Source organism: Pantoea sp. JZ29, from assembly GCF_035190385.1.
Taxonomy (GTDB): Bacteria; Pseudomonadota; Gammaproteobacteria; order Enterobacterales; family Enterobacteriaceae; genus Pantoea; species Pantoea stewartii.
On the sequence record NZ_CP045241.1, the window covers coordinates 1,182,476 to 1,204,954 of the forward strand.

General features: G+C 56.6%; 20 protein-coding genes. 15 read left to right on the plus strand and 5 right to left on the minus strand.

Features of this window, described 5'->3' with window-relative positions:
- The first annotated feature begins 73 nt into the window (after window positions 1-73).
- From GC090_RS05655 to pstB, 3 genes are read left to right on the plus strand one after another with little or no spacing between them, the layout of a single operon-like run.
- Window positions 74-2,170, plus strand: coding sequence for an ABC transporter permease subunit (locus tag GC090_RS05655; RefSeq protein ID WP_324021065.1), 2,097 nt, complete (start codon window positions 74-76; stop codon window positions 2,168-2,170).
- Complete coding sequence (gene pstA / locus GC090_RS05660) at window positions 2,167-3,801, plus strand: phosphate ABC transporter permease PstA (protein WP_110268126.1); 1,635 nt, start codon at window positions 2,167-2,169, stop codon at window positions 3,799-3,801. The genes GC090_RS05655 and pstA overlap by 4 nt, the downstream gene beginning before the upstream one ends.
- 12 nt (window positions 3,802-3,813) lie before the next feature.
- Window positions 3,814-4,581, plus strand: a complete 768-nt coding sequence (gene pstB, locus GC090_RS05665) for a phosphate ABC transporter ATP-binding protein PstB (protein WP_033740860.1) — start codon at window positions 3,814-3,816, stop codon at window positions 4,579-4,581.
- A gap of 28 nt (window positions 4,582-4,609) precedes the next feature.
- Here the strand turns inward: pstB and purN are convergent, their stop codons facing one another.
- Together purN and purM are read right to left on the minus strand one after the other, a co-directional pair.
- Window positions 4,610-5,248 (minus strand): phosphoribosylglycinamide formyltransferase, encoded by a 639-nt coding sequence (gene purN / locus GC090_RS05670; protein WP_006120462.1) that lies wholly within the window; start codon window positions 5,246-5,248, stop codon window positions 4,610-4,612.
- On the minus strand, window positions 5,245-6,285 hold the full coding sequence (gene purM / locus GC090_RS05675) for a phosphoribosylformylglycinamidine cyclo-ligase (RefSeq protein WP_324021068.1): 1,041 nt from the start codon (window positions 6,283-6,285) through the stop codon (window positions 5,245-5,247). Before purM ends, purN begins: the two co-directional genes overlap by 4 nt.
- Before the next feature lie 219 nt (window positions 6,286-6,504).
- On the opposite strand from purM, the gene upp reads away from it, so the two are divergent.
- From upp to hda, 3 genes are all read left to right on the plus strand, one after another.
- Complete coding sequence (upp, locus tag GC090_RS05680) at window positions 6,505-7,131, plus strand: uracil phosphoribosyltransferase (protein WP_013026702.1); 627 nt, start codon at window positions 6,505-6,507, stop codon at window positions 7,129-7,131.
- Window positions 7,132-7,287: 156 nt separating this feature from the next.
- On the plus strand, window positions 7,288-8,577 hold the full coding sequence (gene uraA, locus GC090_RS05685) for a uracil permease (RefSeq protein WP_324021072.1): 1,290 nt from the start codon (window positions 7,288-7,290) through the stop codon (window positions 8,575-8,577).
- Between the two features lie 94 nt (window positions 8,578-8,671).
- A complete protein-coding gene (gene hda / locus GC090_RS05690) occupies window positions 8,672-9,379 on the plus strand; it encodes a DnaA inactivator Hda (RefSeq protein ID WP_033740991.1) in 708 nt (235 codons plus the stop codon).
- Here hda and arsC read toward each other — a convergent pair.
- On the minus strand, window positions 9,376-9,723 hold the full coding sequence (gene arsC, locus GC090_RS05695) for an arsenate reductase (glutaredoxin) (RefSeq protein ID WP_006120455.1): 348 nt from the start codon (window positions 9,721-9,723) through the stop codon (window positions 9,376-9,378). The two genes, hda and arsC, sit on opposite strands and share 4 nt — an antisense overlap.
- Before the next feature lie 5 nt (window positions 9,724-9,728).
- Window positions 9,729-11,192, minus strand: a complete 1,464-nt coding sequence (locus GC090_RS05700) for a beta-barrel assembly-enhancing protease (RefSeq protein WP_033740854.1) — start codon at window positions 11,190-11,192, stop codon at window positions 9,729-9,731.
- 745 nt (window positions 11,193-11,937) lie between these two features.
- Here GC090_RS05700 and GC090_RS05705 point away from each other — a divergent pair.
- The 8 genes from GC090_RS05705 to GC090_RS05740 all read left to right on the plus strand — a co-directional run bounded on the left by GC090_RS05705 (window position 11,938) and on the right by GC090_RS05740 (window position 19,937).
- Complete coding sequence (locus tag GC090_RS05705) at window positions 11,938-12,543, plus strand: DsrE family protein (RefSeq protein ID WP_006120453.1); 606 nt, start codon at window positions 11,938-11,940, stop codon at window positions 12,541-12,543.
- A gap of 124 nt (window positions 12,544-12,667) precedes the next feature.
- Window positions 12,668-13,693 carry a substrate-binding domain-containing protein gene (locus tag GC090_RS05710; RefSeq protein ID WP_324021074.1) on the plus strand — a complete coding sequence of 342 codons (1,026 nt, stop codon included), beginning with the start codon at window positions 12,668-12,670 and terminating at the stop codon, window positions 13,691-13,693.
- Window positions 13,677-14,699 carry an ABC transporter substrate-binding protein gene (locus GC090_RS05715; protein ID WP_039339928.1) on the plus strand — a complete coding sequence of 341 codons (1,023 nt, stop codon included), beginning with the start codon at window positions 13,677-13,679 and terminating at the stop codon, window positions 14,697-14,699. Before GC090_RS05710 ends, GC090_RS05715 begins: the two co-directional genes overlap by 17 nt.
- Complete coding sequence (locus tag GC090_RS05720; protein WP_033740851.1) at window positions 14,699-15,580, plus strand: ABC transporter permease; 882 nt, start codon at window positions 14,699-14,701, stop codon at window positions 15,578-15,580. Before GC090_RS05715 ends, GC090_RS05720 begins: the two co-directional genes overlap by 1 nt.
- Window positions 15,577-16,392: an ABC transporter permease gene (locus GC090_RS05725; protein ID WP_324021076.1), complete on the plus strand. Its 816-nt coding sequence runs from the start codon at window positions 15,577-15,579 to the stop codon at window positions 16,390-16,392. The genes GC090_RS05720 and GC090_RS05725 overlap by 4 nt, the downstream gene beginning before the upstream one ends.
- The gene (locus GC090_RS05730; protein ID WP_033740849.1) at window positions 16,389-17,375 is read left to right on the plus strand and encodes an ABC transporter ATP-binding protein; all 987 of its coding nucleotides are present in this window, start codon (window positions 16,389-16,391) and stop codon (window positions 17,373-17,375) included. The genes GC090_RS05725 and GC090_RS05730 overlap by 4 nt, the downstream gene beginning before the upstream one ends.
- Before the next feature lie 11 nt (window positions 17,376-17,386).
- Entirely contained in the window at window positions 17,387-18,217 is an 831-nt protein-coding gene (locus GC090_RS05735) for a phosphodiesterase (protein WP_054687314.1), read from the plus strand.
- Window positions 18,218-18,371: 154 nt separating this feature from the next.
- Window positions 18,372-19,937 carry a sensor domain-containing diguanylate cyclase gene (locus tag GC090_RS05740; protein WP_033740847.1) on the plus strand — a complete coding sequence of 522 codons (1,566 nt, stop codon included), beginning with the start codon at window positions 18,372-18,374 and terminating at the stop codon, window positions 19,935-19,937.
- Between the two features lie 67 nt (window positions 19,938-20,004).
- Here GC090_RS05740 and GC090_RS05745 read toward each other — a convergent pair whose 3' ends face one another.
- Window positions 20,005-20,826: a helix-turn-helix domain-containing protein gene (locus GC090_RS05745; protein ID WP_039339919.1), complete on the minus strand. Its 822-nt coding sequence runs from the start codon at window positions 20,824-20,826 to the stop codon at window positions 20,005-20,007.
- 248 nt (window positions 20,827-21,074) lie between these two features.
- Here GC090_RS05745 and GC090_RS05750 point away from each other — a divergent pair, with 248 nt between their 5' ends.
- Complete coding sequence (locus GC090_RS05750; protein ID WP_263757693.1) at window positions 21,075-22,475, plus strand: MFS transporter; 1,401 nt, start codon at window positions 21,075-21,077, stop codon at window positions 22,473-22,475.
- The last annotated feature ends 4 nt before the right edge of the window (window positions 22,476-22,479 follow it).

A 22,479-nucleotide genomic window follows, 5' to 3' on the forward strand; every position in this document is an offset into this window, starting at 1 on the left:
AACAGCAAAAGTTGTCTTATCAAGCCGCTACGGGCAACATAGCGACTCATTTTCGCCGCATAATCAGGGCCGCATGAGCGTAAACCATATTCCCGTCCAGTTTAGCGATCGCCGACGTCGTGCTATTGACCGTTACACGCGGCGCCTCGTCACGTGCTGCGGGGGCGCTATTCTGTTACTGATGATGCTGCTGTTCTTTTGGTTGCTCTGGGTGGTCCTGCCGTTGTTTAGCGCACCGGGTGTGCACAGTCTCAGTCATCAGCGGCTCTGGGATGCATCGCCCGCACTGGCCATTGGTAATAAAGGCAGCGTTGGCTGGCGTATCAGTCGTGATGGCAAGGCACGATTTATACCGCTGAATGGCCAACCGCCTGAGCCCGCGCTGATGCTGACGCCCGCGCCGCAACAGGTGGTAACGAGCGCCGATGGCAATACGGTGCTGCTCAACGCACAGGGCAGTTTAACCCTGTTGCAGCCGGTGATAAGCAAAGGCGAAGGCGAGTGGCATTTTCCGTTGGGCGATAGCGGCTTTCGTCTGCCCCAGGGCGACGTAAAAGAAATGGCTGTCGCCACACTTCGTCCCGATCAATGGCGGATTGCAGCGCTCACTGACGCGGGCGTCAGTCTGTTAACGCTGGAAACTAACCGCCAGGCTGCGCTCATCCAACTGCCGGGTCTGCAGCCTGCGCATCTGGTGCTTTCGCCTAAAGGCGACCTGCTGTACACCACCGAAGGCCGCCTGCTGCGGGTCTGGCAAATCGATGACGGGCGGGCCTGGCTGCGGGAAACGCAGATGCTGCCGGAAGCGCCCCAACATATGCAGTTACTGGCCGGAGGCCAAACGCTGTTAATTCAGGACAGTCACGGTATTACGCAGTGGTTTTCCATTGCTGGCGATAACGGCCTGCGCCTGCACGCCATCCGCACGTTTGCACACAGCCCCGGACAGGGTCTGATCGTCAGTGAGGCGCAGCGCCGGGTTTTCGCTACCTTTGATCAAACCGGCCTGCTTAAGGTCTTTGCCAGCAAACAGGATGGGCCCATTCTGCAACACCAGTTAGCACCCGGCATCCTGCAGGCGCAGTTTTCGCCGCAGGGTGACAGCCTGTTGCTGGAGCGATCGTCAGGTTGGGAAACCCTTAAACTGACCAATCCCTGGCCGGATGTGACCTGGCGTAACTTCTGGCAAAAAATCTGGTATGAAAACTATCCCAAAGCCGACTGGGTCTGGCAGTCCACCAATGCCGGAGACAGCTATCAGGCGAAGTTCAGTTTAATTCCGATGGTGGTGGGCACGCTGAAAGCGGCCAGTATGGCGCTGCTTTTTGCCACGCCGCTTGCCCTGGCTGCTGCGATGTACACCGCCTGGTTTATGGCACCGGGTTTACGTCGTTGGGTGAAGCCTGCGATAGAGATGATGGGGGCGCTGCCCAGTGTGGTGATTGGGCTGATTGCCGGATTATGGTTAGCGCCCCATGTCGGTCAGGCATTAACAGGAATTCTGTTGCTGCCGGTCACGCTGGCGGGCAGTCTGCTTGGCTGCGGTATTCTGGCCCGCCGCTTACCGGCCCGCTGGCGGCAGCCGGGCCATGAGGTTATCCTGCTGCTGCCCGTGCTGCTTATTGTCGCGGCGTTAACGCTCTGGCTACCCACGCTTATCGTGCCGGATGCCGGTGACTGGCTGCCGCATTACGCGCAGCGTAATCTGCTGATAGCGGCGCTGGCGATGGGGTTTGCGCTGGTGCCGATGATTTTTACGCTGGCGGAAGATGCGCTGTTCAGCGTTCCGGCGTCGCTGGGGCAGGGCTCACTGGCGCTGGGCGCCACGCCGTGGCAAACCCTGACGCGGGTCGTGCTGCCGGGAGCGTCGGCCGGCATTTTTGCCGCGCTGATGATTGGTTTCGGACGGGCCGTAGGCGAAACCATGATTCTCTTAATGGCCACCGGGAACACGCCGCAAACTGAAGGCGGCCTGTTCAGTGGCCTGCGCACGCTGTCAGCCAATATCGCGATTGAAATGCCTGAGGCGGCCGTTGGCAGCGCACATTACCGGATTCTGTTTTTAAGTGCGCTGGTGCTGCTGGTCTTCACGTTGATGATCAATACGGTTGCCGAGCTTATCCGCCAGCGTCTGCGCCTGCGTTTTAGCCAGTATAAGGAGCAGGCATGAAAGCGATACGACAAAACGATCGCTGGCGTTGGCTTACGGCGGGTGCCGTGACGGTCTGTTTACTGGCCTTTACCCTGTTGATCGCGCTGCTGGGATGGCAGGGGCTGCGCGCGTTCTGGCCCCATCCCGTCGATCTCTATCAGTTCACACTGCCTGATGGCAGCAAAACCCGTGTACTGGGCGAAACGCTTGAGCGGCAATCGCATTATCCGGCGCCTGCCGCCGCGTCAGACGGCAAACCGGGCGACGTACATCGCTATCTGATTAAGACCGGCAACCGGGACTGGGCCGCGCCTGACTTTCGGGCGGTGCTGAGTCAGCAGGCACCGATTGTCAGCCAGCCGGACGACGTGATGGTGCTGCAGCGCCGCAGTCAGGGGAATGCCTATGGCTGGTTTGTCGGCCTGCGGGAAGAGAATGATGTTCTTACGGCAAAAGACATTATGGCGCTTCTGCAACAGCGCCTTGAACAGGTAAAGCTTATTGAGCAGCAGGCCAGCGAGATGCGTCGGGTCGATATTGCCCGGTTGAATGAACAACTGGACCAGTTGGACGATCAGGCTGAGCATCAGCGCGCGGCAAAGCAGTTCGATTTGCAGGCGCAGTCAGAATACGAGGCCAACCAGGCGGCGCTGCAACGCCGCCTTCTTCAGCTCAATGACAGGCTGAACAGTCTGCAAGCGGAAAGCCAGCGTGATGCGCTGATTCTGCGCGATGTGAACGGCACTGATCACCGCATCCCTCTGTCGCAGATTGTGGAAGCCTGGCAACCCAATGCGATGAGCCTGACGCAAAAAATGGGGCATTTCTGCCAGCAGGTGTGGCGCTTTATTAGCGATTCGCCTGCCGAAGGGGAAAGCGAGTTTGGCGTGTTTCCGGCGATATTTGGCACGGTGCTCATGGTGCTGCTGATGTCTGTAGTTGTGATGCCGCTGGGCGTTATCGCGGCGCTGTGGCTACATGAATATGCGGAACGCAACGCGTTGACCCGTCTGGTACGCATCGCCGTGGTCAACCTGGCGGGCGTGCCCTCGATTGTTTATGGCGTATTTGGGCTGGGCTTTTTTGTCTGGCTGGTGGGCGGCACGGTGGACCAGCTGTTTTACAGCAGCACCTTGCCCGCCCCGACATTTGGTACGCCCGGTTTGCTGTGGGCGTCGCTGACACTGGCCCTGCTGACCTTGCCGGTGGTGATTGTCGCGACGGAAGAAGGGCTTTCCCGTATTCCCGACAGTCTTCGGCAGGGCTCGCTGGCGCTGGGGGCGACCCAGGCCGAAACGCTCTGGAACGTGGTATTGCCTATGGCCGTTCCGGCCATGTTAACCGGACTGATTCTGGCCGTGGCACGTGCCGCAGGCGAGACCGCGCCTCTGATGCTGGTGGGCGTGGTTAAAATGGTGCCGGAACTGCCGGTAGATGCGGTGTTCCCCTACCTGCACCTCGACAGAAAATTTATGCATCTGGGCTTTCAGATCTATGATCTCGCCTTTCAGAGCCCTAATACCGAAGCCGACCGGCCGCTGGTTTTCGCCACGGCGCTGCTTCTGGTGCTCATTATTCTGTTGCTGAACCTGTTAGCTATGGGCCTGCGTCACCGCCTGCGTGAACGCTATCGCCTGATGACTCAATAACTGACGATGACTATGATGCCCGAAACTGATATTGCGCTAACCGTTGATCATCTGTCGCTCTGGTACGGTGAGCGCCAGGTGCTTCAGGATGTCTCGCTGCAACTGCCCAAAAATCGCATCACCGCATTGATTGGCCCGTCCGGCTGCGGCAAATCAACGCTGCTGCGCTGCTTTAATCGTATGAACGACGTGATTGATCGCTGCCGCATTGAAGGGGACATTCTGCTGGATCAGCAGTCGATTATGCGACCTGCTCAGGATGTCTCTGCGCTGCGTCGCCGGGTCGGGATGGTGTTTCAGCGGCCCAATCCGTTTCCCAAATCGGTTTACGAAAATGTGGTGTACGGACTGCGGCTGCAAGGGGTGCGCGATAAGCGCGTACTGAATGAAGCCTGTGAACGGGCACTCCGGGCGGCGGCGCTGTGGGGCGAGGTGAAAGATCAGCTGGCACAGAATGCGCTGACGCTTTCCACGGGGCAACAACAAAGGCTGGTTATCGCCCGCGCTATTGCGATTGAGCCGGACGTCCTGTTACTTGATGAGCCAACATCCGCGCTGGACCCGATTTCTACCCTGGTGATCGAAGAACTGATGAGTACGCTCAGGCAGCATTTCACGCTGGTGCTGGTCACCCACAACATGCAGCAGGCTTCACGCGTGTCGGATTACACAGCCTTTATGCATCAGGGATCGCTGGTGGAGTTTGATACCACAGACAGGATTTTCACCACACCACAGGTGCGCCGGACGGAAGATTACATCACCGGGCGTTACGGTTGAAAGGGCAGGGAGCCTGGCTCCCTGAGCATTAATCGTGGGCGTAGCCCTGAGCGGGTAAGGGATGACCATCCAGCCAGGCTTTTCCCTCACGCATGGTCAGTCGACCTTCGGTAAACCAGTTAATTACCAGTGGGTAGATGGCATGTTCCTGATGCTGCACGCGTTCGGTAATCTCGGCCTCGCTGTCTTCAGCAAACACCGGCACCCTGGCCTGCAAAATGACCGGGCCACCATCCAGTTCATCGGTCACGAAGTGCACGGACGTACCGTGCTCCTTATCGCCGTTTTCCAGCGCCTGGCGGTGCGTATGCAGACCGGGATATTTCGGCAGCAGCGACGGATGAATGTTCAGCAGACGGTCAGAGTAATGCGCCACGAAGCCCGGACTCAGAATGCGCATATAACCCGCCAGCACCACCAGATCCGGTGCATACGCATCGATCTCACGCATCAGCTGCCGATCAAAACTGTCGCGATCGTTAAAGTCACGTGCATCCAGCGCTTTTGCCGGGATCCCGGCCTCCTGCGCGCGAACTAAACCATAGGCGGAGGCTTTGTTACTGAACACGGCAGCGACGCTGCCGTGAATACGCCCGTTTGCACAGGCGTCGAGGATGGACTGAAGGTTACTTCCGTTACCCGAAATCAGTACAACCAGCTTTTTCATGAATGAATAACCACACGCTCTTCCGAGTCTGAGGCGTTAATCACACCAATTTTCCATGCGTTTTCCCCGGCAGCACGCATCAGGTCAACGGCCTTATCCGCGTCAGCCGGGCTCAGCGCGATGATCATGCCCACGCCGCAGTTGAAGGTGCGATACATCTCATGACGACTGACATTGCCCGCCTGCTGCATCCAGCCGAACACGGCAGGCCACTGCCAGCTTTTCTCGTCAATCACCGCCTGAGTATTGTCGGGCAGGACACGCGGAATGTTTTCCCAGAAACCGCCACCGGTGAGGTGAGCAATCGCGTGCACATCCACCTGCTCAATCAGGCTGAGGATGTTTTTGACGTAAATGCGCGTCGGCGCCAGTAAGTGATCGGCCAGCGGTTTGCCTTCCAGGTGCTCAACCAACGGATCGGTGCCGCTGACTTCCAGAATCTTACGCACCAGGGAATAGCCATTCGAGTGCGGGCCGCTTGAGCCCAGGGCGATCAGCACATCACCGTCCTGAACCTTGCTACCGTCAATGATTTCTGACTTTTCAACCACACCGACGCAAAAGCCCGCGACATCGTAATCTTCGCCATGATACATGCCCGGCATTTCAGCGGTTTCGCCGCCCACCAGCGCACAGCCTGACTGCAGACAACCTTCGGCGATACCGGTGATGACCGCCGATGCGGTTTCCACATCCAGCTTGCCGGTCGCGTAGTAATCCAGGAAGAAGAGAGGCTCCGCGCCCTGTACCACCAGGTCGTTAACACACATAGCAACCAGATCGATACCAATGGCATCGTGACGTTTGAGATCCATCGCCAGACGCAGCTTGGTGCCCACGCCATCGGTGCCGGAGACCAGCACAGGCTCACGGTATTTTTGCGGCAGCGCACAAAGCGCACCGAAGCCGCCTAGTCCACCCATGACTTCCGGGCGACGCGTCTTTTTCACTACGCCTTTAATACGGTCAACCAGAGCGTTACCAGCATCAATATCAACACCGGCGTCTTTGTAGCTGAGAGAGGTCTTATCGGTCACTGCGAGGTCCCCACGCGAGTTGCGGTTGGTGGTTTAATATAAAGCGCGGCAATTCTATCAGCGCAGGCAAACGTTTGCGAGTCTCAGATTGCGTCCCCGACAATTTTCATCAATCCTTATTTTATGCGGTGGATTGCGCAAGCACATGTGGCGCGATGTTAAAAAGGCGGTATAATCCCGCGATTTTTTTTTAGCTCAACTCACTCCGGGAGAACAACAATGAAGATCGTGGAAGTTAAACACCCGCTGGTCAAACATAAACTGGGCCTGATGCGTGAGCATGATATCAGTACGAAGCGTTTCCGTGAGCTGGCCTCTGAAGTGGGCAGTCTGCTGACCTATGAAGCCACGGCCGATCTGGAAACCGAAAAGGTCACCATTGAGGGCTGGAATGGCCCGGTTCAGGTTGATCAAATTAAAGGCAAAAAAATCACCGTTGTGCCCATCCTGCGTGCCGGCCTGGGCATGATGGAAGGCGTACTGGAGCACGTGCCCAGCGCGCGCATCAGCGTGGTAGGCGTGTACCGTGACGAAGAAACGCTGGAGCCTGTACCTTATTTCCAGAAGCTGGTGTCCAACATTGAAGAGCGCCTGGCGCTGGTGGTCGATCCGATGCTGGCGACGGGCGGCTCCATGATCGCCACTATCGATCTCCTGAAAAAAGCCGGCTGCAGCAGCATTAAAGTGCTGGTGCTGGTCGCTGCGCCAGAAGGCATTGCCGCACTGGAGAAAGCGCACCCGGACGTGGAGCTGTACACCGCCTCCGTGGACCAGGGCCTGAACGACAAGGGTTACATCATTCCGGGCCTGGGTGACGCGGGCGATAAGATTTTCGGCACCAAATAGTGACCTGTTCAGGCGGCTTCATGCAGCACCTTGCTGTCAGCCTGCAGGCGCAGGCCGAGCCGCTTTTTTTCGCAACAGCCAATAACCTTCATCAGCCGACCAGAGAGTCGGCTTTTTTTTGACCAAAAACAGACTATCAACTCAAGGGGACTTTTAATGACTCGTCGCGCTATCGGCGTTAGCGAACGGCCGCCATTACTGCAAACGATTCCGCTCAGCCTGCAACATCTGTTCGCCATGTTCGGCGCAACGGTGCTGGTACCCATCCTCTTTCATATCAACCCGGCTACGGTACTGCTGTTTAACGGTGTCGGGACGCTGCTGTATCTGTTTATCTGTAAAGGCAAGATCCCCGCTTATCTGGGATCCAGTTTTGCCTTTATTTCACCTGTTTTACTCCTGCTGCCGCTGGGTTACGAAGTGGCGCTGGGGGGATTTATTCTCTGCGGCGTGCTGTTCTGTCTGGTCGCGTTGATCGTCAAAAAAGCCGGTACCGGCTGGCTGGATGTGATGTTTCCGCCTGCTGCAATGGGCGCTATCGTGGCGGTCATTGGTCTGGAGCTGGCGGGCGTCGCAGCAAACATGGCGGGCCTGCTCCCTGCTGAAGGTCATGCGCCTGACGGGACAACCGTGCTGATTTCGCTGGTCACCCTGGCCGTCACCGTTTTTGGCTCGGTGTTATTTCGTGGCTTTATGGCCATTATCCCGATTTTGATCGGCGTGCTGGTGGGCTACGCGCTTTCCGCTTTTATGGGCATTGTGGACTGGCGCGGCGTGGAAAATGCGCCGTGGTTTGCATTACCGACGTTTTATACGCCGCGTTTTGAATGGGTGGCGATGTTAACGATCCTGCCCGCCGCGCTGGTGGTGATCGCCGAACACGTGGGCCACCTGGTGGTCACGGCCAATATTGTTAAGCGTGATCTGGTCCGTGATCCCGGCCTGCATCGTTCCATGTTCGCCAACGGTTTATCGACCGTCATTTCGGGTTTCTTTGGATCCACGCCAAACACCACCTATGGTGAAAACATTGGCGTAATGGCCATTACCCGCGTTTACAGCACCTGGGTGATTGGCGGCGCGGCCATTTTCGCGATTTTGCTCTCCTGCGTGGGCAAACTGGCAGCGGCTATACAAGCGATCCCGGTGCCGGTCATGGGCGGCGTCTCCTTGCTGCTCTACGGCGTCATCGGTGCCTCCGGTATTCGTGTCCTGATCGAATCCAAAGTGGACTACAACAAAGCGCAAAACCTGATTCTGACCTCCGTGATCCTGATCATTGGCGTCAGCGGCGCGAAAGTGCATATCGGTGCCGCCGAGCTGAAAGGGATGGCGCTGGCGACGCTGGTTGGCGTTGCGCTGGCGTTGATTTTCCGCGTCATTTACCTGCTGCGCCCGGAAGAAGTGGTGCTTGATGCAGAAGAGACACGCGACACATCGTCATGATGAAGGCCTGAAGACGCGGGCAGGGACGCCCGATTCATCTCTTCGCAAAAACTATGATAGACTGCCCCCGATTTTTGCCTGTTCGCTTGCTGAGGTGCTTCTGAACACGCCGGCACAATTGTCATTGCCACTCTATCTACCTGACAACGAAACCTTTGCCAGCTTCTGGCCGGGGGAAAACCCCTCGCTGATCGCTGCGATCAAGGGGGCGCTAAGCCAACAACATGGCAGCTATCTCTACTTCTGGTCGCGCGAAGGAGGAGGGCGCAGCCATCTGCTGCATGCTGCCTGCGCTGAAATGTCCGCGCGTGGTGAAGCCGTGGGCTATGTACCGCTGGATAAGCGCACCTGGTTTGTTCCAGAGGTGCTGGACGGCATGGAACAACTGCCGCTGGTTTGCATCGACAATATCGAATGCATCGCGGGAGAAGAAGCCTGGGAAATGGCGATTTTTAATCTCTATAACCGCATCCTGGAAACCGGCAATACCCGGCTCTTTATTACCGGCGATCGCCCACCGCGTCAGTTGAACCTGCACTTACCCGATCTGGCATCACGGCTCGACTGGGGGCAAATCTACCGTCTGCAGCCGCTCTCCGATGAAGATAAGTTACAGGCTTTACAGCTTCGCGCCGGACTGCGTGGGTTCGAACTGCCTGAAGACGTCGGCCGGTTTTTACTGAAGCGGCTGGATCGGGAGATGCGCACGCTGTTTGATACGCTGGATCGTCTGGATAGCGCCTCTATCAGTGCGCAACGCAAACTGACGATCCCGTTTGTTAAAGAAACGCTTGGACTTTAAAGAATCGCCAGTACCGCCTCGGGCGGACGGCCTAAGCGGGCCCGATCGCCATTGATCACAATGGGCCGCTCAATCAGAATGGGATTTTCCACCATCGCGTCCAGCAAAGCGCTTTCGCTTAACGCTGCCTGATCCAGCGCCAGGGCGGTATAGGTCGGTTCGTTGCGGCGCATCAACTGACGCGCGCTCTCCATGCCCAGTTTCTGCAGCAGAATCTGCAACGTCGCTTTGTCGGGCGGCGTCTCCAGATAGCGCACAATCACCGGCTGGATGCCACGCTGCTCCAGCAGTGCCAGGGTTTCCCGACTCTTACTGCAACGGGGATTATGATAAAGCGTCACCATACTGCTTATCCTTTCTGATATTGCTTAAAGCGTTGCTGCAACTGGCGCAACTGATCGATGCGCGCATCATAACGCGCCTGTTTCAGGCTCCCCAGCGGCACCTGGGCACTGGCCTGGCTCAGGGCACTGATGGCCTGAGCGATCTGACCATTTAAGGCCAGACTTTCGGCACGGGCAAACAGCTCTTCGTCGGTATGGCCCTGCTGTGCTGAAGCCTGAGCCAGCAAATCCCATCCGTTGGTGTCATCTTTGTGTGTCCATGTATAGCGGTTCAGAATGCGGCTGGCATTGGCGGGTTGCTTCGCTTCAACATAAGCGTTCGCCAGGTTGAGCTGAACGACCGGGCTGGTTTTAGCCGCCTGCGTCGCGGTCAACAGTGCAATGGCCTGCTGTGGCTGATTCAGGCCGATATCAATATCCGTCATCAGGTCAAGCAGCCAGACGTTTTCAGGCTGCTTAGCCAAAAGTGGCGTCACAATCCTTTTGGCTTCGCCATAGTTTTTGGCCTGCAAAAACTGCACCGCCTTGCCGTACCGGGAAGCCAGCTGCTCGCGTGCATTACCGTTGGCATACTGGTTCAGTAACTCATCGGTCAGTTGATTACGGCCGGTCGGATACATGCCCAACGTGCGCACCTTTGCCAGATAAAAGTCCTGAGAAGACTGGACTACCACCGCGCGCATCTGGTTTGCCCGGTTGCGCGCATCGGCGAGACGGCTGTCTGGTAAGGGGTGAGTCAGCAGGATTTCCGGCGGTTTGGAAGAAAACCGGCTCTGATCGGCCAGTTTTTGCAGAAAGTCCGGCATGGCCTGCGGGTTAAAGCCCGCGCGCTGCAAAACCTGAATACCAATGCGGTCGGCTTCCTGTTCGTTATTCTGCGTAAAACTGATGATGCCCTGCTGGGTACCCGCCAGTGTACCGGTTAAGGCGGCCATGCCCGCCTGTGGGCTGGCCATCGCCAGCAGGATCGATCCCAAAGCCCCTACCCAGGTCAGCGGGGCATTGCGCTTTTGATCTTCCATCGCCCGCGCCAGATGGCGCTGCGTCACGTGGGAGATCTCGTGCGCCATCACCGAGGCCAGCTGGCTTTCAGTATCGGTGAAGCGGAATAGCGCGGCGTGCAACACCACATTGCCACCAAAAAACGCAAAGGCGTTAAGTTCATCATTTTGAATCAGGAAAAAGTGGAAAGGCGTTTTAACCGCGTCCGCGTGAGAAACCAGCCGTTGACCGAGCTGATTGATGTACTGATTTAGCAGGGGATCGTTAATCAGCGGGGCGCTGGCACGTAGTTGCCGCACATAGAAATCCCCCATCTGCAACTCCTGATTAATCGACAGCGTAGAGCCTGCGGTCGTGCCCATATCCGGCAGGGAGTCGCTGATATCCGCCTGCGAGGTCAGCGGACAGGATAACGTGAGTGCAGGGAGTAGCGCAGCAATCAGCGTTTTTTTTAACCGGTTCAACATGCCTGAATCCTGTAATGAATCCCTGAATGGGACAGGTAAGCCGCTAATATGTTCTGTTTTACCCACGAATAGCGAGGCGTTCTGCGTATCTTAACCACAGGGCATGAAGAATGAAATGACGTTATCGCGCCCACTGCGCGGCAGGATTGTGATAATGCTTCAAACCTGACGAAAAAATTTGACGGTACAATGATCTGAAAAGCGCCTGAATAACAGCCTGTCCGGATGAAAATGGCCGACAACGTTGGCATAAACGCAAGGGCCGAATACAAAGATACACGCGGACTGACATGCGGGCCGGGTAGCCACACGGCGGACGCGCTGAAAAGCAACAAAAAAACTGAACATACTGGCCATTTTTCCAGGTATTCTCTGAAAAAAAGGCCCTGTACCGTAACGATTATCAGAAAGGTAAATTAAAAATATTGATGGTGAAAATGCCTTTATTGCCGACAGGCTATTTATGGCTGGCAAGGAAGCGCCAGGAAATCGCGTTATCCAATCACGAACCGTGACACGCTTTATGAACCATCTTAAATAAGAAAGAAAAAACACGGTCGATAAAAAATACTTTTTATCACGCTCCGTTTTTATTTTATGGCCGTCCCGACAAAATGCTATTAAGAATTTCAGCTGCTCTCCGCGTTGTACCACTGTGATATAGATAAGCCGCCGTCATCTTCAGGAGCCGCCGACGTTGCGGTAGCACGGTATACATCAGATTTAAACAGCAGGAGAGTGAGTGATGCGACCAGCAGCCTTTATTGTGGTAGCGGCGGTAGCGGGATTTATTGGCGGGAATGTTATGCAGTTGCCAGTATTAGTCGACAAGGTCAGCGGTAAATTTGCCAGTAAAACAGAACCCAGTGATTACTGGAGCACTCCGGCCATTCAGGGCTATGGAAAAATACATTATGTGGATACACCCGCGTATAAACCCGGCACGGTAGCGGATCTCAGTAATAAAATTGTTTTTCAAATTAATCGCAGTGAAGGCGATATTCGTCGGCCTAATCTGGGGCTGGAGCGCGTGGCACGCGTCACGAATCTCTATTACGCCGCAGGTGTACCGTTAGATAAACTGAATTTCGTCGTGTCAATTAACAGTGATGCCGTTCCCGCCGCACTGAATAATGAACAGTTTCATAAAGCATACGGGGTGGATAATCCTAACCTCCAGTTAATTAGCGCACTGGAAAAGGCGGGCGTGAAAGTGTCCATTTGCGATCAGTCAGTGGCGTTTCACCATTTCGAGCGTGACTGGATTGATACGCGCGTCACCCACACGATCTCCAGCGGCACCACCGTTGCCACGCTGCAAAACCAGGGTTATGCCTTTTTGATGCTGTAAGTCTCGCGATGGCGGCGCGCGCCGCTGTCACCTTAACGTCATCTTTCCGCGATGTGCATGTCATAAAACGCCTTTAGTGTAAGCGCCAATGAGATCGATCTCATTGGCGACTGACGAGGGTGAAATGAGTGACTTAATTCGTGTGGCTGAACGGGCTGGGGTTTCGCGCGCCACCGCCGCACGTGCCTTTTCCGATCCCCATCTGCTTAAACCTGGCACGCTGAAAAAGGTGCTGGATGCCTCGGAAGCACTGGGTTTTCGCCCCAACCATATTGCGCGCCAGCTCCGTATGCAGAGTTCGACCACTCTGGGCGTACTGCTGCCATCACTCAGTAACCCGGTGTTTGCGTTACAGCTTCAGGCGATGGAGCACCAGGCCCGGCTGGCGGGTTATGGCCTGCTGGTCGCGACAACGGATTATCAGCCAGAACGTGAGGCGGCGATCGTTGAACACATGCTGCGTCAGCGCGTTGCAGGGATGGTCCTGACCGTGTCAGATGCTGACAGCAGCGCCGTATTACCCACCCTGGCTGAAGCCCGCATGCCTTTCGTTCTGGCGCATAACATGCCGCAGAACACCGCCTGGCGCAGCGTCTGTGTGGATAACCGCCGGGCAATGGCAGAAGCCACTGCGCACCTGATCGCGCTGGGCCATCGGCATATTGTCATGGCGGCAGGGCCGATGTTGCAGTCTGACCGTGCACGTCAGCGCTACCTCGGCTATTGCGATGCGATGCAGCAGGCAGGCTTTACGCCCAGCGCGCTGGTTGATATGCCCAGCCACATTCACGCCCTGTTCGATCCCTTTTTACCGTTGATGACGGGCAGCGATCCGCTGACCGCCGTAATTTGCAGTAACGACCTCCTGGCCATCAGCCTGATGGGGGCGGCCGCGCGTGCAGGCATTAACGTACCGCAACAGCTGTCTGTTATGGGCTTCGATGGTATTGCCATCGGTGAACAGCTTTCGCCTTCACTGGCCAGCGTGGTGCAGCCCAGCGAGCGGTTGGGTGCCTGCGCCATCGATATGCTTCTCGACTCGTCTGCTGAGGCTTCGCGCTTACTGGACCACCACCTGCGTTCAGGCGAGAGCATCGCAGCAATTTTTCATTCTTCAACATCAGGAAAACATCATGTCTACACACAATAAAATTGCGCTGTTTGCCAGCGCGGCGTTGCTTACCGCCTGTGCATTATCCAGCCCGCTGGCGCAGGCCGAGGAGAATGCGATTTGCTATAACTGCCCACCGGAATGGGCGGACTGGGCGACACAGCTCCAGGCGATCAAAAAAGACACCGGTATTGTCGTGCCGCAGGATAATAAAAACTCCGGCCAGGCCCTGGCGCAGCTCGTCGCCGAAAAAAATAACCCCGTCGCCGATGTGGTGTATTACGGTGTCAGTTTTGGGATTCAGGCGGCACAGGCGGGCGTGGTGACCGACTACAAACCTGCCAACTGGGATCAGGTTCCGGCAGGGATGAAAGACCCACAGGGTAAGTGGGTCGCGCTGCACTCTGGCACCATGGGGTTTATGGTTAACGTCGATGCCCTGGGCGGCGCGCCGGTGCCGACGTCCTGGGACGACCTGCTGAAGCCAGAATACAAAGGCATGGTGGGTTATCTGGATCCCGCCAGTGCGTTTGTCGGTTATGTCGCCGCCGTGGCGGTGAACCAGGCGAAAGGGGGCACGATGCAGGATTTTACCCCCGCGCTGACGTGGTTCAAAAAGCTGCAGGCCAACAAGCCGATTGTGCCTAAACAAACCGCCTATGCCCGCCTTATCTCTGGCGAAATCCCGATTTTGCTGGATTACGACTTCAATGCCTATCGCGCGAAGTATAAAGATCACGCCAACGTCGTCTTTGTCATTCCTCAGGAAGGCACGGTGACGGTGCCTTACGTCATCAGTCTGGTAAAAAACGCCCCGCATGCTGCCAATGGCAAGAAAGTGATGGACTACGTGCTGTCGGATAAAGGGCAGGCGATTTGGGCTAACGCCTATCTGCGCCCGGTGCGGCCTTCTGCGATGTCCGCAGAGGCTAAAAAGCGCTTCCTGCCCGACAGCGATTACGCGCGCGCCCATACTGTTGACTACCAGCAGATGGCTGATGCACAGAAAGCCTTCTCTGCCCGTTATTTGAGTGAGATTCGGTAATGGCCTTGTCGAATGCCCGCAGCGGTTTACCGGTGGCCTCGCGCCACCGGTCTCGCCGACGTGAGCAGGGGGCCAACTGGCCATGGATGCTGCTGCCGGCCTTACTGTTTTTTGCCGCCTTCTGGCTGTTGCCTTTTGCCCGTTTATTACAGATGGGCATGACGCCGGATCGCAGCACCCGGCACAGTGGTTACTGGACAGTGATTACCCAGCCCCAGTATCTGCAAAGCCTGTTTAACACCGTCCTGTTGTCGCTGGCGGTCACACTGGTCACGCTCGCGATTGCCAGCGTGGTGGGCTGTTTTCTGGCTCGCCAGCGCTTCGCCGGGCGCGGCACCTTACTGGCGTTGCTCACGTTCCCCCTGGCGTTCCCGGGTGTGGTGGTCGGGTTTTTAGTGGTGATGCTGGCGGGACGGCAGGGCGTGCTGGCGCAGATCAGTATGCAACTGGTTCATGAACGCTGGACGCTGGCCTACTCGCTCACGGGGCTGTTTATTGGCTATCTCTACTTTTCACTGCCCCGCGCCATTGTCACGCTGGTCGCCGCCAGTGAAAAACTGGATCGTTCGCTGGAGGAGGCCGCCCGCTCATTGGGCGCCAGCCAGTGGCGCATTATTTGTGACGTGATTGTGCCGGGCCTGAAGCCGGCACTGCTCTCCAGCGGTGCACTGTGTTTTGCCACCAGTATGGGCGCATTCGGCACCGCCTTTACGCTGGGCACCGACCTGAGCGTGCTGCCGCTCACGATTTACGGCGAGTTTACTAACTATGCCAACTTCGCCACGGCGGCGGCGCTGTCGGTGGTCATGGGCGCGGTGGCCTGGCTGGGATTGATGCTGGCACGTGTACTGACCCAATCCCGGGAGGAGAAGACCTCATGAAACGGCGTGGACTGTTCTGGCTGCAAATCGCGATCACGACGCTGACCGCCCTGTTCATGATTGTGCCGGTGGTGTTATCCATGCTGGCGGGCGTCACGCAAAACGACTTTGTCGGCCTGCGTAGCGGGCTGACGTTGAAGTGGGTTGAACAGGTGTGGGACATGTACAGTGACACGTTTTGGCTGTCGCTGATGATCGCGATGAGCTGTTTGCTTGTCACGATGGTTGTCGGCGTGCCCGCCGCCTGGGGATTACTCAAGTCGCCGTCGCGCTGGTCGTCACGTATTGAAGAGTGCCTGATGCTGCCCGTGGCGCTACCGGGCCTGGCGACGGCGCTGGGGATTATCCTGCTGTACGGCCAGTTTTCCGGCCTGCGCGACAGTTGGGTCTTTATCCTGATTGGCCATGTGCTGTTCACGCTGCCGTTTATGATTCGCCCGGTTCTGGCCGTGATGCAGGCTATCCAGTTGCCCCGACTGGAAGAGGCAGCCGCCAGCCTGGGGGCAGGCTTCTGGCAGCGTTTTTTCACCGTGGTGGTTCCCAACTGCCGTAACGGCATTCTTGCCGGGGCTTTTATGGTGACAACGCTGTCGGTCGGCGAATTCAATATTACCTGGATGTTACATACACCGCTGACCAAAACGCTGCCTGTGGGCCTGGCCGACAGCTATGCCTCCATGCGGCTGGAAGTCGGCTCGGCGTACACCTTAATCTTCATTTTAATGATTTTACCCCTGCTGCTGATGCTTAACGCCTGTAATCACTGGCTTGAACGTCAGTCACGTCAGCCACTCAGCGAGGAAAAGGCATGAATAACGATGCTGTTAACGTTACGTTGCGCGGCTGCGCGCGCCGTTTTGCGCATCACCAGGCGCTGCATCCTCTGGATCTCAGCGTGCACGCTGGCGAAACCCTGGTGCTGCTGGGGCCATCGGGCTGTGGCAAAACCACGACGTTGCGCATTATCAGTGGCCTGGAGCGTACCGATGCGCCGGGTGAAGTCTGGTTTGACGATCGCAACGTGACCGATTTGCCGATTGAAAAACGTAACGTCGGGATGGTGTTCCAAAACTATGCGCTGTTTCCCAATCTCAACGTGGCGCAAAACGTGGCCTACGGCCTGAAAGTGCAGGGCATCCCGCGTGCCGAACGCGAGGCACGAGTCCAGGAGATGCTGGAACTGGTCGATCTGACTGCACTGGCCCAGCGCCATATCGATAAACTCTCTGGTGGTCAGAAGCAGCGCGTTGCGCTGGCAAGAGCCCTGGCGGCCCGGCCTAAAGTGTTGCTCTTTGATGAGCCGCTGGCGGCGCTGGACGCCAAACTGCGCGAACGCCTGCGCGCAGACATCGGCGATCTGCTGAAAAAGCTGGCGATTACCGCCGTCTATGTGACGCACGATCAGCAGGAAGCCATGGCACTGGGCGACCGCATTGCGGTCATGGAGCAGGGCCGCCTGGTCCAGATTGCGACGCCGCAGGCCATTTATCAGCGTCCGGCTTCGCGCTTTGTGGCGGACTTCGTGGGCGCGATTAACTGCATTGAAACCGATGAGCAGGGGCAGCCGGTGAGATTCTGTCGTCCAGAGGATGTCCTGCTGGCAGAAGCGGGGCGCTATGCCCGACACGGCTGTATCGTCGCCAGCACCTTTCTCGGTGCCTCTCAACGCCTGCAGATCGATATTGGCCTGGATAAGCCCATCCAGGTCGAGCGTCACGCGCGCGAAAACTGGCATGCCGGGCAGCGTATCAGCTGGTCACTGGCCGGGCAGGCCGCGCTGGAATTTACCGCTTAAGGAGTGAAAGAGTGTCCGCTAATCCTACGCTGATCGCACAGATCAGTGACTTACATATTAAAGCGCAGGGGCGTTTGTCTTATAAGAAAGTCGATACGCACACGGCGTTACTGCGGGCCATCGCCACGCTGAATGCACTGCAACCGCGTCCTGACGTGGTCGTGATTACCGGTGACCTGGTGGATTTCGGCACCGCCGCAGAGTACCAGACGCTGCGCCAGGCGCTGGAGGGGCTGGAACGGCCCTTTTACCTGATGGCAGGTAATCATGACGACCGCCAGGCCCTGCGGGCCGCGTTTCCCGATCACACTTATCTGCAACAGGGCCCGACGCTCAACTGGCGGCTTATCGTCAGGGACGTCCAGCTACTGGCGCTGGATTCCAGCGTGCCGCACCAGCCATGGGGTGAACTTGATGATCGGCAGCTTCGCTGGCTGGATGACGCACTCACTGCGTCACCAGACATGCCCACATTGGTGATGCTGCACCATCCGCCGTTTGTCTGCGGTATTGATCATATGGACCGCCAGCGATTACGTCAGCCCGAAGCTCTGGCGGCGATTATTGCCCGCCATCCCCAGGTTGAACGGGTGCTGTGTGGGCATGTACATCGGGCTGTTCAGACGCGGTTTGCCGGCACGCTGGCCTGTATTGCGCCTGGCGTTTCTCACCAGGTTGCGCTGGATCTGCAACCGGATGGCCCGGCCAATTTTGTGCTGGAACCGGCGGGGTTTTTGCTGCATCGCTGGCAACGGGAGCAGGGCATGACCACCCACCAGTGCGCAATCGGCGACTACGACGGCCCCTGGCCCTTCTATGACGAAAACGGTTTAATCGATTAAATGCGCGTCAGGGCGATTTTTTGAACTGTACTGTGCTTAAGCCTGCTCAAAATGTCCTACAGCGTGTAGACTTACAGGCTGTAGAACCGCGATATGATAAAAACAACAGAGCCAGGCACAGCACAATGAATTTTCGCACTGTGGCGTCAACGCCATGTTAATGAATTTCCGTCCAAGAGCTGACTTACGCACGCTTATTGCGCTGCTGGTCATCATCAGCATCGTTATCACCCTGGCCAATAATTTATATGCCACATGGCGCGTGCAGCGCATGGTGCTGATCGACAGTACGCTGGAAGCCAACCGCGCCTACGCGGCTAAGCTGGCCTCGACCAGTGAGGTTTTTTTTCGTCTGGCGCAGTCACAGTTGCACTTTAGTGCCAATGTACTGGGAAAGGATTTCGATAACGAAGAACTGTTAAAAACGGAAGTGAATCGCCTGCGCGAGCAGACGGACAGTTTTAACTCGGTGGCCGTCGTGGATGAAAACGGTACGGTGCGGGCCATCTCGCCGGAGTCGCTGACCCTGACCGGCATGCATCTGACCAGTGATGCGTCACGTGAAGCGCTGCAAACCCGGCAGCCCATGATCAGCAAGCCCACGGTTTCCGCCGCCAATAACCTGCTTATCTTTGTCTCATGGCCCATCTGGAACAGTCAGGGACACTATCTCGGTTATGTCGGCGGCACCATTTACCTGAAAAAGAAAAGCATTCTGAATGCCCTGCTGGGTGAACAGTTTTACCGGGACGGCACCAGCGTCTTTGTGCTCGACAGCAATAATCAGGTGCTCTATCACCAGAACCGGCAACTGGTTGGCAAAACCATACCGCCGCTGTTGAGCGACCGTGAACGGCAGGAAAAAGATAACGGTTCACTGGTGTTAACAGAAACCGACAAACCCACCCGGCTGGCGGGCTATGCCATCGTTCCGACCACGGGCTGGATGGTCGTGGCGCTAAAACCGGTAGACGCGACGCTGCAACCGCTGTCGGGTCTGATACTTAAAGTCCTGAAACACTCGGTTCCCTTCGCGCTTCTGACCTTGCTGGTGGCAGTGATTCTGGCCCGGATGATCGCTATGCCGCTCTGGCAACTGGCCCGCAAAGCCAGCAAGATTGATGGTCAGAGCGCCACCAACGATATCGGCGGCATTCATGCCTGGTATTTTGAGGCGGCGCAGGTGAAACGTGCCCTGCTGACCGGTATCGGGCTGGTGCAGGATAAGATTGGCCGTCTGAGTTCTGAGGCACAAACCGATCCGCTGACTCAGCTCCTCAACCGACGTGGCCTGAATGCCGTGCTCGATTATTTCCAGACACTGCAACAGCCTTTTGCCGTGCTGGCACTGGATATCGATCATTTCAAAAACGTTAACGATAACTGGGGCCATGACGTCGGCGACCGGGTGATCCAGCAGGTGGCCAGAACGCTCCAGCAAAGCGCCAGAAAGCAGGATATTGTCAGCCGTAACGGCGGGGAAGAGTTCCTGATGCTGTTACCGGATACCAGTCTGGCCGACGCCGAGGCCATCGCTGAGCGCATACGTCTGAGCATCGCAGGCGAGGCGGTGGAAAATGTCGGCAATATCACGCTCTCGATTGGCGTGGCCGAATGGAGTGCACGCCGCGTGCCGCTGGAAACCAGTCTGAAGCGTGCCGACGATGCGCTCTATCAGGCCAAAAACGCAGGACGTAACTGCACTGTCGTCGCGAAATAGCGCGAAAGCGGCGCACCCTTTTCATCGTCTGAAGGCAGAAACGATGCCCGATGCAGCAGGGCTGCGCTCAGGAATTGATATGTTCCCGGCAGTAGCGTCGCTTCCAGCTGGCGGGCGTTAAGCCCGTTAGCTTGCGAAAAATCTGGCGAAAGTATCCGACATCATTAAAGCCACACTGACGCGCCACATCGGTTAACGAGAGGGAATCCCCGGTCAGCAATTTTTCTGCCATGACGATACGCTGGCGGTGAATGGCTTCCGTCAGCGTTAAGCGGAAAACGCGCCGGTAAACCCGCCCAAGGTAATCTGCATTACAGTGCAGCGTTTTCGCCAGACCCGAGGTGGACAGGGGCAAATGATACTGCGTGCGAATCAGCTGATTCGCCTTCCAGGCCAGATCGGCACCGGGGCTGTCAACGGTGTTCTCTTGCATAGCCGGGACGGTGAGCTGCTGCAGGATAAGCAGTAAAATACACTCCAGCGCCACGCTACGGTGAATATTCTGCTGTTCACTGAGAAACTGCCGGAACAGGGCAATGACATAAGCCGGATCGCCTACGCGCGTATGTTGAGGAAGGTGCAGCAGGCTCTGGTGTAACGTTGTCTGCGGTACAGGATGTTTCAACCAGTCGAAATGCAGCCAGTAAAATTTCAGATCAGGCGGAAATACGCCTTCTCCCACATGCCAGTGCCCGGGCCTGAGCAGTAAACTTTCTCCCGCCGTCACGCGAAACAGCACGTCGTCCTCACGGATAGTGAGTTGCCCACGCTCAACGAAAATAATTTCCCAGGAGGTCAGTCTGCGCGCCGGATGTGACCCTGTCCCGCGCGAAATAAACAGACCGCCGTTTTGCACCCGAACCGGAAACGCGATGGATAAGTCGAACATCATGATGCCTTTTCCCGCTGCTGATAGCGTTTTTTAGACTCTTCTCCCTGATTATTAACTAAAAATAGCCGCCGTGTCTGATCAAGCTCACAGTTTAACGCTCAGGTCGGAATCCTCCCTTTTTTATACTTTTTCGTTCTCTTGTGGGTTAGCCGATTCCTGACAGAATACATCGGGTAAGGCGCCAAAACACCGATAAGCCCGTTATAAAGCGGGCAACCCTCTCTGTCCTGCATGAGGAAGACTTTATGACGTCTACGACACTTGAACAGAACACACTGGCGCAGTCAAACACACAGCAGATACTGTCCCTGCGTGAAAAAATCGGCTACGGACTGGGTGACGCCGGTGGCACCGTCATTACCTGCCTGATAACGAATTTTCTAACCTTTTTCTATACCGATGTGTTTGGCTTAACGCCAGCGCTGGTCGGTACGCTGTTTATGGTGCTGCGCATTTTTGATGCGATATCAGATCCGGTGATGGGCGTGATAGCGGACCGCACGCACAGCCGATGGGGCCGCTTTCGTCCCTGGCAACTGTGGATAGCCCTGCCTGTCGGGATTATTGGCACGCTGACTTTCACCGCGCCCGCGCTTAGCATGGACATGAAACTGGTCTGGGCCTTTGCGACCTATCTGCTGCTCTCACTCAGCTATACCGCCATCAATGTGCCCTATTGCGCGCTGATTAACACCATGACGACGCGCCACTCGGAAGTGTTGTCCTGTCAGTCCTGGCGCTTTGTATTGTGTGGTGTGGCTGGCTTTCTGGTCTCAGTAGGGCTGCCGTGGCTGGTCGCTGAACTGGGAAAAGGAAACGCGGTGCTCGGCTATCGCGCAGGGGTCGGGATCCTGTGCGGACTGGCGGTGGTGATGTTTCTGTGCTGTTTCTTTTGGGTGCGGGAGCGCGTACCGCTGGATACGTTGGGCAAGTTCACCCTGCGGGAACATCTGGCCGGGTTACGCAAAAACGATCAGTTGTTACTGATGCTGCTGATGTCTTTTTTGCTGATTAACGTCTTCAACATCCGCGGCGGCGGCTACATGTACTTCATTACCTATGTCCTTCAGGGAAGCACGGCCTATACCTCCCTGTTTTTTACCATGGTGACCTTAGCCTCTATTTTGGGCTCGTTCATCGTGAATCCGCTTTCCAGACGCATTGATACCGTCCGGCTTTACTTCTGGACCAATATCGTGCTGGCGGCGGTGGCGCTGTGCATGTGGTTTCTGCCGGTTGGGTCGGCGTGGCAGAGTCTCTGGCTGGTGGTCATTCTGAGTAATGGTGTCATTCTTGGGTTTACCCTGCCGCTGCACTTCGCCCTGATGGCCTTTGCCGATGACTATGGCGAGTGGAAAAACGGCGTCCGTTCATCGGGGATGAATTTCGCCTTTAACCTGTTCTTTATCAAGCTGGCATGGGCATCCAGTGCCGTCATCATCAGCCTGCTGTTTATTGCGGTGGCCTATAAACCGGGCACAGGCAATCAAACCCCGGCTTCGCTGCATGCGATTACCGCCATGGAAACGCTGTTACCGGCCCTCTTTCACCTGCTGCTGGCCTTTGCCGTCCGTGCCTGCAAGCTGACTAACCCGATGATGACGCAGATTTCGCATGACCTGCGTATTCGCCATGTCCAGTCTTAAGGAG